Annotated in this window: 10 protein-coding genes; 4 read left to right on the plus strand and 6 right to left on the minus strand. The window is 71.2% G+C overall.

Annotated elements, in window-relative coordinates:
- Nucleotide 1: 1 nt before the first annotated feature.
- Nucleotides 2-787: a TSUP family transporter gene (locus AB0M18_RS14230; protein ID WP_365757485.1), complete on the minus strand. Its 786-nt coding sequence runs from the start codon at nucleotides 785-787 to the stop codon at nucleotides 2-4.
- A gap of 170 nt (nucleotides 788-957) precedes the next feature.
- Between AB0M18_RS14230 and AB0M18_RS14235 the strand changes: the two genes are divergently transcribed.
- The 3 genes from AB0M18_RS14235 to nirD are packed head-to-tail and all read left to right on the plus strand — an operon-like array spanning nucleotide 958 to nucleotide 5,035.
- The gene (locus AB0M18_RS14235) at nucleotides 958-2,160 is read left to right on the plus strand and encodes an FAD-dependent oxidoreductase (RefSeq protein WP_365757487.1); all 1,203 of its coding nucleotides are present in this window, start codon (nucleotides 958-960) and stop codon (nucleotides 2,158-2,160) included.
- Nucleotides 2,157-4,706 (plus strand): nitrite reductase large subunit NirB, encoded by a 2,550-nt coding sequence (gene nirB / locus AB0M18_RS14240; protein ID WP_365757489.1) that lies wholly within the window; start codon nucleotides 2,157-2,159, stop codon nucleotides 4,704-4,706. The genes AB0M18_RS14235 and nirB overlap by 4 nt, the downstream gene beginning before the upstream one ends.
- A complete protein-coding gene (gene nirD, locus AB0M18_RS14245) occupies nucleotides 4,703-5,035 on the plus strand; it encodes a nitrite reductase small subunit NirD (protein WP_365757491.1) in 333 nt (110 codons plus the stop codon). The genes nirB and nirD overlap by 4 nt, the downstream gene beginning before the upstream one ends.
- 38 nt (nucleotides 5,036-5,073) lie before the next feature.
- Here the strand turns inward: nirD and AB0M18_RS14250 are convergent, their stop codons facing one another.
- Together AB0M18_RS14250 and AB0M18_RS14255 are read right to left on the minus strand one after the other, a co-directional pair.
- Entirely contained in the window at nucleotides 5,074-5,502 is a 429-nt protein-coding gene (locus tag AB0M18_RS14250) for a VOC family protein (RefSeq protein WP_365757493.1), read from the minus strand.
- 125 nt (nucleotides 5,503-5,627) lie between these two features.
- The gene (locus tag AB0M18_RS14255) at nucleotides 5,628-6,110 is read right to left on the minus strand and encodes a group III truncated hemoglobin (RefSeq protein ID WP_365757495.1); all 483 of its coding nucleotides are present in this window, start codon (nucleotides 6,108-6,110) and stop codon (nucleotides 5,628-5,630) included.
- A gap of 337 nt (nucleotides 6,111-6,447) precedes the next feature.
- Here AB0M18_RS14255 and AB0M18_RS14260 point away from each other — a divergent pair, with 337 nt between their 5' ends.
- A complete protein-coding gene (locus tag AB0M18_RS14260) occupies nucleotides 6,448-7,608 on the plus strand; it encodes an alkaline phosphatase PhoX (RefSeq protein WP_365757497.1) in 1,161 nt (386 codons plus the stop codon).
- Here AB0M18_RS14260 and AB0M18_RS14265 read toward each other — a convergent pair.
- The 3 genes from AB0M18_RS14265 to dusB form a co-directional block, all read right to left on the minus strand.
- Nucleotides 7,578-8,618, minus strand: coding sequence for a winged helix-turn-helix domain-containing protein (locus AB0M18_RS14265; protein ID WP_365757499.1), 1,041 nt, complete (start codon nucleotides 8,616-8,618; stop codon nucleotides 7,578-7,580). The genes AB0M18_RS14260 and AB0M18_RS14265 overlap by 31 nt on opposite strands.
- 548 nt (nucleotides 8,619-9,166) lie before the next feature.
- A complete protein-coding gene (gene ppdK / locus AB0M18_RS14270) occupies nucleotides 9,167-11,878 on the minus strand; it encodes a pyruvate, phosphate dikinase (RefSeq protein WP_365757501.1) in 2,712 nt (903 codons plus the stop codon).
- Between the two features lie 377 nt (nucleotides 11,879-12,255).
- Nucleotides 12,256-13,392, minus strand: coding sequence for a tRNA dihydrouridine synthase DusB (gene dusB, locus AB0M18_RS14275; protein WP_365757503.1), 1,137 nt, complete (start codon nucleotides 13,390-13,392; stop codon nucleotides 12,256-12,258).
- Between the last annotated feature and the right edge of the window lie 29 nt (nucleotides 13,393-13,421).

Genomic DNA, 13,421 nt, shown 5'->3' on the forward strand with positions numbered 1-13,421 from the left:
GCTACACCCACTGGTCGAAGGCGAGCTTCGCGACCAGCGAGAAGACGACCACGAGCAGCACCCCGCGGACGAACTCCGCGCCCCGCGCCAGTGCCATCCGCGCGCCGAGCAGGCCGCCCGCCAGGTTGAACACCGCCATGACCGCGGCGAGCAGCCACAGCACATGCCCCTGGTAGGCGAACATCGCGAGCGCGCCGAGGTTCGTGCAGGCGTTGACGATCTTGGAGGTGGCGGAGGCCGTCACCAGGTCGAGGTGGAGCACCGCGGTGAGGGCGAGCACCAGGAAGGTGCCGGTGCCGGGTCCGAACAGGCCGTCGTAGAAGCCGATGCCGCCGCCGACCACGACGATCGCGGTGACGATCCGGGCCCGGGTGAGCGGGGGCCGTTCCGCCTCCTCCGTACGGCTGCCGAAGGACGGGCGCAGCATCACGAACGCGGCGACGCCGAGCAGCACCACCATGATCACCGGCCGCAGCACCTCACTGCTGATCCCGGCCGCGAAGAAGGCGCCGCCCATCGACCCGGCGAGCGCGGCGAGCCCGATCCGTACCGCCGTGCCGACCTTGACCGGCGTCTTGCGGAGGTAGGTGAAGGCCGCGCCGGAGGTCCCGACGATCGACACGGCCTTGTTGGTGCCGAGGATCTGCGCGGCGGGCACGTGCGGCAGGCCGAGCAGCAGCGCGGGCAGCTGGAGCAGCCCGCCACCCCCGACCACGGCGTCGATCCAGCCGGCGGCCAGCGCCGCGAGGCAGAGCAGGACGAGAGTGGTCAGGGATATGTCAGGCATGAGGGTGAGCCTAAGGGCTCGGTGTATGCACCAGCCATCGGCTCTTGTATACGCGTCCCGTATACACGGCAGGGCCCTCACAGTGCGGAGCGGCGGCGGTGAGATCAGCGTTCCGTACGGGAAACAGTCGGGATCCCGTCGGGTAACACCCGCCGCGCACCCTTCCGGGTATGAGTACACGGATCGTGGTGGTCGGGGGCGGAACGGCGGGTGCCCGGCTCGCCCAGCGCCTGCCGGTCACGCTTCTCGGCGAGGAGTCGCACGCACCGTACAACCGGCTGCTGCTCGCGGACGTCCTCGCCGGGCGGTACGGCCCCGAGGTCATCGCGCTGCCCGCGGCGCGCGAACCGGCCCGGCTCGGCGCCGGCGCGCGGGCGGTGCGGATCGACCGCGCGGCCCGCACGGTGGAGTGCGCGGACGGCTCCCTCGTCCCGTACGACCGGCTGGTCCTGGCCACCGGAGCGGCGCCGGTGCTGCCGCCGCTGCGCGGCCTGCGCGGGGCGCAACTGCCGTCCGGCGTCCACCCCTTCCGCACCCTGGACGACTGCCTCGCCCTGCGCGAGGCCGTCCGGCCCGGTGTACGGGCGGTCGTCGTCGGCGGCGGCCTGCTCGGCGTCTCGGCGGCCCGGGCGCTCGCGGCGGGCGGCGCCGAGGTGATGCTCACCCAGCAGGGCGAGCGCCTCATGGAGCGTCAGCTCGACGACGAGGCCTCGGCCCTGCTCCGTACCCACCTCGCCGAAATCGGCGTCGAGGTGCACACCGAGTGCCGGGTCAGCGGGCTGCGGCAGCAGGACGGCGCGGTCACCGCCGTCGAACTCGCCGACGGCTTCGTCCTCGACGCGCAGATCGTCGTCCTGGCCTGCGGGGTCCGCCCCCGCGTGGCCCTGGCCCGCGAGGCGGGCCTCGACATCCGCACGGGCGTCGTCGTGGACGACGAGCTGCGCACCTCGGACCCGTACATCCACGCGATCGGCGACTGCGCCGAACACGACGGCCGCGTCTACGGCCTCGCGGGCCCGGCCCTGGAACAGGCGGACGTCCTGGCGGAGCTCCTGCTCGCGGGAGCGGCGCCCCTCCCCCGATACACCGGCACCCGCGCCCTCACCCGGCTCACCCTCGGCGGCGCACAGCCCCTCGACCTCGCCGCGTTCGGCGAGGCCACCCCGCTGCCCGGCGACGACGTCGTCCGGCTCACCGACGCCACCCGCGGGGCCTACCGGAAGGTCGTCGTACGCGGCGACCGGCTCGTGGGCGGCGTTCTGCTCGGCGATCTCGGCGCCGTCGGGACGCTCGCCCGGGCCTGGGAGGGCGACGAGGCCCTGCCCGACGCCCCCCTGCTGCACCTGCTCACCCACGACGGAGGCTCCTCATGACGACCTCGACCACCCCGACCACCCCCACCATCGTCCTGGTCGGCCACGGAATGGTCGGCCAGCGGTTCCTGGAGGCGCTCGCGGAGCGGGGCGTCACCGCGCGGGCCCGCGTCGTGGTGCTCTGCGAGGAGCCCCGGCCGGCCTACGACCGCGTCCAGCTGACCTCGTACTTCTCCGGCCGCACCCCCGACGACCTGTCCCTCGTCCCGGACGGCTTCCTCGCCGAGCACGGCATCGAGCTGCACACCGACGAGCCCGTCACCGCCGTCGACCGGGCCGCCCGCACGGTCACCACCGGCTCCGGTCAGGTCTTCGCGTACGACACGCTCGTCCTCGCCACCGGCTCGTACCCCTTCGTGCCGCCCGTCCCCGGCAAGGACGCCCGCGGCTGCTTCGTCTACCGCACCATCGAGGACCTGCTCGCGATCGAGGAGTACGCGAAGGGGCGGACCACCGGCGCGGTGGTCGGCGGCGGTCTGCTCGGTCTGGAGGCGGCCGGCGCGCTGAAGGGCCTCGGCCTGGACACCCACATCGTGGAGTTCGCGCCGCGCCTGATGCCGGTGCAGGTCGACGAGGGCGGCGGCGCGGCCCTGCTGCGCACCATCGAGCAGATGGGCCTGACCGTCCACACCGGGACCGGCACCCAGGAGGTCGTCACCGAGGACGGCGCGGTCACGGCCATGCGCCTGTCGGACGGCTCCGAACTCGCCACGGAGATGGTGGTGTTCTCGGCGGGCGTCCGCCCCCGCGACCAGCTGGCCCGCGACTGCGGCCTGGACGTCGGCGAGCGCGGCGGCATCGCCGTGGACGCGCTGTGCCGGACCTCCGACCCGGCCGTCTTCGCCATCGGCGAGTGCGCGCTGGCCACGGACGGGCGGGTGTACGGCCTGGTGGCGCCCGGCTACGAGATGGCGCAGACAGCGGCCGCGACGATCGCCGACGAGACGGTCAGCGGCTTCACCGGCGCCGACATGTCGACCAAGCTGAAGCTGCTCGGCGTGGACGTGGCCTCCTTCGGCGACGCGCACGGCACCGCCGAGGGCTGCCTCGACGTCGTCTACTCCGACTCCCGCTCCGGCGTCTACAAGAAGCTCGTCGTGGACGGCGAGGGCGTGCTGCTCGGCGGCGTCCTGGTCGGCGACGCCGAGGCGTACGGCATGCTGCGCCCGCTCACCGGCAGCAAGCCGCCGGTCTCCCCCGAGCAGCTCGTCCTCCCGGCGGGCGTCGGCGCGCCGGTCGCGCTCGGCCCGTCCGCCCTCCCCGACGACGCGGTCATCTGCTCCTGCCACAACGTCACCAAGCACACGATCAGCCAGTGCACGACCCTCCCCGAGGTGAAGAAGTGCACCAAGGCCGGTACGGGTTGCGGCAGTTGCGTGAAGGTGATCGAGAAGCTGCTGCCGGCCGCCGCCGACAAAGGGCTCTGCGGCTGCTTCTCGTACACCCGCAGCGAGCTCTACGAGATCGCTCGTACCCTCCGCGTGACCTCCTTCGCCGCGCTGCTCGACTCGCACGGGCGGGACGAGGCGAAGGGCGGCGAGGGCTGCGAGGTGTGCAAGCCGACCGTCGGATCCATCCTGGCGTCCCTCGCCCCGACGATCGGCGTGGACGGCTACATCCTGGACGGCGAACAGGCCGCGCTCCAGGACACCAACGACCACTTCCTCGCCAACATGCAGCGCAACGGCTCCTATTCGGTGGTGCCGCGCATCCCGGGCGGCGAGATCACCCCCGAGAAGCTGATCGTGATCGGCGAGGTGGCCCGCGACTTCGGTCTCTACACGAAGATCACCGGCGGCCAGCGGATCGACCTCTTCGGCGCCCGGGTCGACCAGCTCCCCTCCATCTGGACCCGGCTCGTCGACGCCGGCTTCGAGTCCGGCCACGCCTACGGCAAGGCGCTGCGCACGGTGAAGTCCTGCGTGGGGCAGACCTGGTGCCGCTACGGCGTGCAGGACTCGGTGAAGATGGCGATCCTCCTCGAACTGCGCTACCGCGGCCTGCGGGCCCCGCACAAGCTGAAGTCCGCGGTCTCCGGCTGCGCCCGCGAGTGCGCCGAGGCCCAGTCGAAGGACTTCGGGATCATCGCCACCGCGAGCGGCTGGAACCTGTACGTGGGCGGCAACGGCGGCGCGACCCCGCGCCACGCCGATCTGCTCGCCCAGGACCTGTCGGACGCCGAACTGATCCGGCTGATCGACCGGTTCCTGATGTTCTACATCCGCACCGCCGACCGCCTGGAGCGGACCTCGGTGTGGCTGGAGCGCCTGGAGGGCGGGCTCGACCACCTCAAGGACGTGGTCGTGCACGACTCGCTCGGCCTGTGCGAGGAGCTGGAGGCGCTGATGGCGGCGCACGTCGCGGGCTACAAGGACGAGTGGGCGGAGACGCTCGACGACCCGGACCGGCTGCGGCGCTTCGTCTCCTTCGTGAACGCGCCGGAGACGCCGGACCCGACGGTGAGGTTCGTGCCGGAGCGCGACCAGATCAAGCCGGACCTCCAGATCCTCACGATCGGCACCCTGGAAGGAGCCACCTCCCGATGACGACCATCCTCGAACTCTCCCCCGCCGAAAACGCGTGGATGCCGGTCTGCGAGGAGGCCCGGCTCACCCCGGGCCGCGGCATGGCCGCGCTGCTGCCGGACGGCCGGCAGGCCGCCGTCTTCAGGGACCGGTCGGGCCGGACGTACGCGATCGACAACCGCGACCCGTTCACCGGCGCCCAGGTGCTCTCCCGGGGCCTGGTCGGCTCGGCGGGCGGCCGGCCCTTCGTCGCCTCGCCGCTCCTGAAGCAGCGCTTCGACCTGGAGACGGGCCGCTGCCTGGACGACGACGAGGTGACGGTGGCGGTGTACCCGGTCCGTACGGCCTAGGGACAGGCCCTAGCCGGATCCAGCCGGATCTGCGGGGATCAGCCCTGCGGCGCGCCGCCCTCGACCGCCGCGGGGTCCATCCACACGACCTCCCAGTGGTGCCCGTCGAGGTCGGTGAAGGAACGCCCGTACATGAAGCCCATGTCCATCGGCGGCAGCACCGCGCCGCCGCCCGCCGCCAGCGCCCTGTCCGCCAGCTCGTCGACCTTCTCGCGGCTCTCGGCGCTCAGCGCGCACATCACCTCGGTGGACTTCGTCGCGTCGGAGATCACCTTGCCCGGCGCGGCGAAGCCGAGGAACTTCTCCTCGGTGAGCAGCATCGTGAAGATCGTGTCGCTGATGACCACGCAGGCGGCGGTCTCGTCGGTGAACTGCGGGTTGATGGTGTAGCCGAGCTGCTCGTAGAAGGCCTTGCTCGCGTCCAGGTCCTTCACCGGCAGGTTCACGAAGATCATCTGCGGGGCCATGGTGTCCGTCCACTCTCTCGTCCGTCGGTGCCGTGTCGGCGCTTTCGAGAGTTGAGACGGGCGGGCCCCGCGGAACTCATCGGCCCCGCCGACACTTTTTCCCGGTTCCCGGTAATCCTTTCCGGTCAGGCGACCGACCGCAGCGTGAGCGCCGCCAGCGGGACGAAGCCGCCGCTGCCGCCGACGCCCTCGGGCGCGTCGGTGGACGCGCCGGGCCCGCCGAGCCGCCGCAGCATGGCGACGGCGATCCGCTCCCCCTGCGCCTTGGCCCGCTCGGCCAGCGGCCCTGCGTGCCGCCCGTCGATCGTGGCCCGCCACAGCTGCACCCACCGCCCGAAGTGGACGGCGGTCAGCGGGCGCGCGGAATGCAGCGCGGCGTGCGGACCGAAGGCGTCCCGCCGGTACTCGGCGCTGCGGAACAGGGCCCGCTCCCAGAAGTCGCCGATCCTCGGCAGATGGGTGTCGAGGTCGGTGCCGGCGACCTCGGTGAAGAACGGCCCGATGAGCGGGTCGGCGAACGCCGCCTCGTAGAAGCGGCGCAGCAGCGCGTCGAGGTCGGCGCGGGAGCCGATGTCGCGCTGATCACGTGAGTCACGGGTGACGGCCATGGTTGCCAGGGTCGCCGACGGGACGGGGCCGGGGCCAGTGCCGAAGGTCCCGGGCCGGTCAGACCGTCCGGCGGCGGACGGACTGGACCGGTTCCCGCGCTCGGGGGAGCGTCGCGGAGCCGATCGGGTGCGCGACGAAGTCCATGACCGGAACCTATCGCCCGCCACCGACCACCCCCGCGCCGCACCGCCGCGCGAAAGCGGCCGCCGCCCGCCTCCTCCCCGTCACCGCCCGTTGACGCCCGGTCAACTCCGGACGCCTAGATTCCAGGACCGCGCGACCCCGCGCCGCCGACCGGCGCCGCGGGGCGGATCACACCCTGATCAGGAGTGAGACGTGGAGCGACGCAGTTTCCTGCGTGGAGCGGTCATCGGCACCTCGGCCGCCGCCTTCGGCGGCAGCCTCTGGAGCGGGGCGGCACACGCCGCGCCCGCGCAGCCCGGGGCGGGGCCCTACGGGGCGCTCGGCGCGGCGGACGCGAACGGCATCCTGCTGCCGGCCGGCTTCTCCAGCCGGGTCATCGCCCGGTCGGGCCAGACGGTCGCGGGGACCTCGTACAAGTGGCACAACGCCCCCGACGGCGGCGCCTGCTTCGCCGACGGCACGGGCTGGATCTACGTGTCGAACTCGGAGATCTCCAGCACCGGCGGCGCGAGCGCGGTGAAGTTCGACTCCTCGGGTGCGGTCACCAACGCCTACCGCATCCTGTCCAACACCAACCGCAACTGCGCGGGCGGCAAGACCCCGTGGAACACCTGGCTCTCCTGCGAGGAGGTCGACACCGGCTACGTCTACGAGACCGACCCGTGGGGCGTGAACGCCGCCACCCGCCGTGCCGCGATGGGCCGGTTCAACCACGAGGCCGCCGCGGCCGACCCGGTGCGCCGGGTGATCTACCTGACCGAGGACAAGTCCGACGGCCGGTTCTACCGCTTCGTGCCGAGCACCTGGGGCAACCTCTCCTCCGGCACCCTCCAGGTGCTGATCGCCGGCTCCGCCACCTCGGGCTCCTTCTCCTGGGCGAACGTCCCCGACCCGGACGGCTCCCCCACCGCGACCCGCTACCAGGTCTCCGGCGCCAAGGTCTTCAACGGCGGAGAGGGCTGTCACTACGCCGACGACACCGTCTGGTTCACCACCAAGGGCGACAACCGGGTGTGGCAGGTCAACCTCGCCGCCGGCACCTACGAGCTGGCCTACGACGACTCGCTGGTGCCCGGCGGCGCGGCGCCGCTGACCGGTGTCGACAACGTGACCGGCGCGGCGTCCGGTGATCTGTACGTCGCCGAGGACGGCGGCAACATGGAGATCTGCCTGATCACGCCGGACGACGTCGTCACCCCGTTCCTGCGGATCAGTGGCCAGTCCGGTTCCGAGATCACCGGACCGGCCTTCTCCCCCGACGGCAGCCGGCTCTACTTCTCCAGCCAGCGGGGCACCACCGGCAGTTCGTCCGGCGGCATCACCTACGAGGTCACCGGCCCGTTCCGCGCGTAGCAGCGGGTCTCGCGGGGGCCGGCCGCGACCGGGGCTCCCTGGGCGCCGCCGAGCAGGGCGGCGCCCAGCGGCGTCAGGGTGTGCAGGACCGCGTTGCCGTACCGCAGCGTGGCGACCAGGCCGGCCTCCCGCAGGACACCGGCGTGCTGGCTCGCCGAGGCGAGGGACACCCCCGCCCGGCGGGCCAGTTCGCTCGTGGTGCCGCCGTCGCCGATGGCGTTGAGGACCTCGGAGCGGGTGTGCCCGACCAGCTTGGCGAGCGAGGGCAGGCCAGGCGCCCGGACGTTCGGCGCCTCGCAGTGGGTGACCGGGTAGACGAGCACCGGCGGCAGCTCCGGGTCGCGCAGCACCACGGGGGTGCCGCGGCAGAAGTACGAGGGCTGGAGCAGCAGTCCGCGCCCGTCGAGGTGCACGTCCCGGTCGACCGGGTAGTCGGCCTCCAGGACCGGGCTGTGCCAGCGCAGCATCGGCGGCAGCGAGGCGAGGAGTTCGTCCGCGCCGCCGTCGAGCAGGGCCCGGCCGCGGCGTGCCCGGTCGGCCTCGACCCGGGCCTGGATGTGGCTCCAGTACGGTTCGACGGCGGCCCGGTGGTAGGCGCGGAGCGCCCCGAGGAGCCGGCCGAGCGGTCCGCTGCCGCCGTCGGCGAGGGCTCTGAGCGCGTTCGGGACGGCGGGGTGCCCGGAGCGGGCGGCGCCGACCAGGCCGAGTTCGGTCTGGAGCCGGCCGGGCGGGGTGGCCCGGACGGCGTCGAGGCCCTCGTCGAGGCCGAGGATGCCCTGGGGCGGGGTGAGGAAGTCGGGGAAATAGCCGCGGCTGGGCACGAGGGCGCCGAGCAGCCGGGTCTCACCCCCGAGTCGTATACGCGCCTCCGACCGCCATTCCCCGTAGACCACCGAGCCGCGCCGGTCTCGTAAACGATGAAAACTGAGAATCGTTTCCCACAGAACGTCCGGCTGTGCGGCCATCCGCACGCCCGCCAAGTCGTTTCCGGTGAAATGAATCCGCAGCATGGAACCCCCACCTGTGCACTCGCAACCACCCCCGCCGACGAGTATGCACATCATCACTGCACGTTACCAGGGTGTTTCAGCCACACTTGAAAAGCCTCGCGGCGAACGGCCGGGAACCGAAAAGCTGTGCACGTCGGACGGGAAACCTTCAGGACCGAGGTGACGCGACGGAGACCGTGGGGGGCTTTGGCGCGTCCGGCGGCGGTCGGCGAGGGTTGCGGCTCACCCGCCCGACGAGGGTAATGGGCGCGGCCTCCGGGTGGGGATCCGGAGGTCGCGCCCGCCTCATTCTTTGCAAATGTTCAAAGCCGAATAATTCAATGCGCTCCTCCTGTTCGACCCCATGCACCACTGGCACATGCACGTGAACAGGACCTCACATTTTCCCCAACGATCTTGCAACGGTCACCTGGGGCAAAACACGACGGGGCGGACACCTCCGCACAAGGTGTCCGCCCCGTCTCTTGTGGAAACCGGAGCCGCCGTCCATCGGTTCTGAGGGTCGGGGACGGACGGCGGCTCCGGTGGCTTTGCTACTGAACCGACGTTCAGCGGCTGTCGCTGCCCTTCGCCTCGGCCGCGGCGCGGCCTGCCTCCAGGCGCGCCACCGGGATCCGGAACGGCGAGCAGGAGACGTAGTCGAGGCCCACCTCGTGGAAGAAGTGCACCGACTCCGGGTCGCCGCCGTGCTCGCCGCAGACGCCGAGCTTGATGTCGGGGCGGGTGGCCCGGCCGGCCTCGGCGGCCTGGCGGACCAGGGCGCCGACGCCGTCCTTGTCGATGGTCTCGAAGGGGCTGACGCCGAAGATGCCCTTCTCCAGGTACGCGGTGAAGAAGCTGGCCTCCACGTCGTCGCGGGAGAAGCCCCAGACCGTCTGGGTGAGGTCGTTGGTGCCGAAGGAGAAGAACTCGGCGGCCTCGGCGATCTGACCGGCGGTGACGGCGGCGCGCGGCAGCTCGATCATCGTGCCGAGGGCCAGCTTGAGCTCGACGCCGGTCTCGGCGGCGACCTGGGCGATGACCTTCTCGGCGTCGTCGCGGACGAGCTCCAGCTCCTGGACGGTGCCCACGAGCGGGATCATGATCTCGGCGCGCGGGTCGCCCTTGGCGTCGACGCGCAGGGCGGCGGCCTCGGCGATGGCGCGGACCTGCATGGTGAACAGGCCGGGGATGACCAGACCGAGGCGGACACCGCGCAGACCCAGCATCGGGTTCTGCTCGTGCAGCCGGTGCACGGCCTGGAGCAGGCGCAGGTCGTTCTCGTGCGGCTCCTTGCGGGCCTCGGCGAGGGCGACGCGCACCGACAGCTCGGTGATGTCGGGCAGGAACTCGTGCAGCGGCGGGTCGAGCAGGCGCACGGTGACCGGCAGGCCGTCCATCGCCTCGAAGAGCTCGACGAAGTCCTGCTTCTGCAGCGGGAGCAGCGCCTTCAGCGACTCCTCGCGCTCCTCGTCGGTGTCGGCGAGGATGAGCCGCTCGACGTACTGGCGGCGCTCACCGAGGAACATGTGCTCGGTGCGGCACAGGCCGATGCCCTGGGCGCCGAAGCGGCGGGCGCGGGCGGCGTCCTCGGCGTTGTCGGCGTTGGCGCGGACGCGCAGCCGGCGGACGCGGTCGGCGTAGGCCATGATCCGGTGGACGGCCTGGACCAGCTCGTCGGCGTCGTCGGCGCCGGCGTGCATGCGGCCCTCGAAGTACTCGACGACCGGGGACGGTACGACGGGTACCTCGCCGATGTAGACCTTGCCGGTGGAGCCGTCGATGGAGACGACGTCGCCCTCCTCGACGACCACGCCGGAGCCGGTGGTCATGCGGCGGCGCTTGGTGTCGACCTCGAGCTCCTCGGCGCCGCAGACACAGGTCTTGCCCATGCCGCGGGCGACGACGGCGGCGTGCGAGGTCTTGCCGCCGCGGGAGGTGAGGATGCCCTCGGCGGCGATCATGCCGTCCAGGTCGTCCGGGTTGGTCTCGCGGCGGATCAGGATGACCTTCTCGCCGGAGCGGGACCACTTGACGGCGGTGTACGAGTCGAAGACGGCCTTGCCGACTGCGGCGCCCGGGGAGGCGGCGATGCCGCGGCCGATCTGCTCGACCTTCGCGTTCTCGTCGAACTTCGGGAACATCAGCTGGGCGAGCTGGGCGCCGTTGACGCGCTGCAGCGCCTCGGCCTCGTCGATGAGGCCCTGGTCCACGAGCTGGGTGGCGATGCGGAAGGCGGCACCGGCGGTGCGCTTGCCGACGCGGGTCTGCAGCATCCACAGCTGGCCGCGCTCGATGGTGAACTCGATGTCGCAGAGATCCTTGTAGTGGGTCTCCAGGGTCGACATGATCTCCATGAGCTGGTCGTACGACTTCTTGTCGATCGACTCGAGCTCGGCGAGCGGCACGGTGTTGCGGATGCCGGCCACGACGTCCTCGCCCTGCGCGTTCTGCAGGTAGTCGCCGTAGACGCCCTGGTGGCCGGAGGCGGGGTCGCGGGTGAAGGCGACGCCGGTGCCGGAGTCCGGGCCGAGGTTGCCGAAGACCATCGAGCAGACGTTGACGGCGGTGCCGAGGTCGTGCGGGATGCGCTCCTGGCGGCGGTACAGCTTGGCGCGGTCGGTGTTCCAGGAGTTGAAGACCGCCTCGATGGCGAGGTCCATCTGCTCGCGCGGGTCCTGCGGGAAGTCGCGGCCGGTCGCGTTCTTGACGATCTTCTTGAACTGCTTGACGACCTTCTTCAGGTCGCCGGCGTCCAGGTCGGTGTCGCTCGCGACCTTCTTGGCGGCCTTGGCCTCGTCGAGGGCGTCCTCGAAGAGCTCGCCCTCGACGCCGAGGACGGTCTTGCCGAACATCTGGATGAGGCGGCGGTACGAGTCCCAGGCGAAGCGCTCGTTGTCGGCCTGGGCGGCGAGGCCCACGACCGAGGCGTCGGAGAGGCCGATGTTGAGGACGGTGTCCATCATGCCGGGCATCGAGAACTTGGCGCCGGAGCGGACCGAGACGAGCAGCGGGTTGTCGGCCTGGCCGAGCTTCTTGCCCATCTGCCGCTCAAGGGCGTCGAGGTGCGCGCTGACCTCGTCGCGGAGCTCGACCGGCTCGGAGCCGGAGTCGAGGTAGACCTTGCACGCCTCGGTCGTGATCGTGAAGCCGGGAGGGACCGGGAGACCGAGGTTGGTCATCTCCGCGAGGTTGGCTCCCTTGCCACCGAGCAGGTCCTTCAGGTCCTTGTTGCCCTCGGTGAAGTCGTAGACGAACTTCTGATCATTGATTTCCGACACGGGTCACGACTCCTCGACGACTCGGTTGGCTGCCCTGACGCCGAGGAACATACCCAGATCGAAGGCGTCTGGGGAGGTACGCCTACCGGTCATCCGGTCTTAACCACCCGTCCGCCAGCACATCGAAAGTAACCGATGAGTAGCTTCCGCTTTCAGGCCCCGAAGCCCACTTGACTGAAACCAGGGTTCGAGCGCTCACATGAGCGTCTAATCGAGCAGTTGCGTTCAAGTCTTGAACACAAAAAGGGTGGCACCCAGTGCCACCCTTCAAGCGGGAGAGGGGCGGTTAACCTGCTCATCTGAGCGGGACCCCTATCAGGGGTGGCGAGGATCACTCGCCGAAAACGCCCCCGAGCATGCCCCGAGAGACCCTGGTCTCACCCTCCGGACGTGTCCAGCTCGGCTTCCTCGCTCACGCCCGCGCAGTCGTAGGGGTCCTTCAACCAGCCGTCCGGCAGGACAACCCGGTTGTTTCCGGACGTACGGCCCCGAGGTCCCTCCGCACCCACCGGCCACGGCTGGTCCAGATCGAGCTCGCTCAACTGAGCGCTCAGCTCGTCCAGGGACGAGGTGATCGCGAGCCGCTTGCGCATCTCGGAGCCGACCGCGAAGCCCTTCAGGTACCAGGCCACATGCTTGCGGAAGTCGATGACACCGCGGGCCTCGTCACCCAGCCACTCGCCAAGAAGTCGAGCGTGCCGCACCATCACGTCCGCGACCTGGCGGAGCCCGGGGCGCGTGTAGGCATCCGTGCCCTCGAAGCCCGCCACCAGGTCCGCGAACAGCCACGGCCGGCCCAGGCAGCCGCGGCCCACGACCACGCCGTCGCAGCCGGTCTCGCGCATCATCCGCAGCGCGTCCTCGGCCGTCCAGATGTCGCCGTTGCCCAGCACCGGGATCTCCGGCACGTGCTCCTTCAGGCGCGCGATGGCGTCCCAGTCGGCGGTGCCGCCGTAGTGCTGGGCGGTGGTCCGGCCGTGCAGGGCGATCGCGGTGACGCCCTCCTCGACCGCGATCCGGCCCGCGTCCAGATACGTCAGGTGATCGTCGTCGATCCCCTTCCGCATCTTCATCGTGACCGGCAGGTCGCCCGCGTTGGAGACGGCCTCGTTGAGGATCGCCCGCAGCAGCGGCCGCTTGTACGGCAGGGCCGAGCCGCCGCCCTTGCGGGTCACCTTCGGCACCGGGCAGCCGAAGTTCAGGTCGATGTGGTCGGCCAGATCCTCGTCCACGATCATCCGCACCGCCTTGCCGACGGTGACCGGGTCCACCCCGTACAGCTGGATCGACCGCGGCTTCTCGCTCGCGTCGAAGTGAATGAGCTGCATCGTCTTCTCGTTGCGCTCCACCAGCGCCCGCGTCGTGATCATCTCGCTCACGAACAGCCCCTTCCCGCCGGAGAACTCACGACACAGGGTGCGGAAGGGAGCATTGGTGATGCCGGCCATCGGCGCGAGCACCACCGGCGGCTGCACGATGTGCGGCCCGATGGCGAGGGGGGGGAACGCGGTCATTGGCCCATTGTCCCGCACCGGGCAAGTCT

The sequence above is a fragment of the Streptomyces sp. NPDC051909 genome (assembly GCF_040681095.1).
Lineage (GTDB): Bacteria > Actinomycetota > Actinomycetes > Streptomycetales > Streptomycetaceae > Streptomyces.

Bases quoted from the DNA above. Each gene is read 5' to 3' on its own strand.
- AB0M18_RS14265 (WP_365757499.1), bottom strand. From the start codon at position 8,618: ATGCTGCGGATTCATTTCACCGGAAACGACTTGGCGGGCGTGCGGATG.
- dusB (WP_365757503.1), bottom strand. From the start codon at position 13,392: ATGACCGCGTTCCCCCCCCTCGCCATCGGGCCGCACATCGTGCAGCCG.
- nirB (WP_365757489.1), top strand. From the start codon at position 2,157: ATGACGACCTCGACCACCCCGACCACCCCCACCATCGTCCTGGTCGGC.
- AB0M18_RS14250 (WP_365757493.1), bottom strand. From the start codon at position 5,502: ATGGCCCCGCAGATGATCTTCGTGAACCTGCCGGTGAAGGACCTGGAC.
- AB0M18_RS14230 (WP_365757485.1), bottom strand. From the start codon at position 787: ATGCCTGACATATCCCTGACCACTCTCGTCCTGCTCTGCCTCGCGGCG.
- AB0M18_RS14235 (WP_365757487.1), top strand. From the start codon at position 958: ATGAGTACACGGATCGTGGTGGTCGGGGGCGGAACGGCGGGTGCCCGG.
- nirD (WP_365757491.1), top strand. From the start codon at position 4,703: ATGACGACCATCCTCGAACTCTCCCCCGCCGAAAACGCGTGGATGCCG.
- AB0M18_RS14255 (WP_365757495.1), bottom strand. From the start codon at position 6,110: ATGGCCGTCACCCGTGACTCACGTGATCAGCGCGACATCGGCTCCCGC.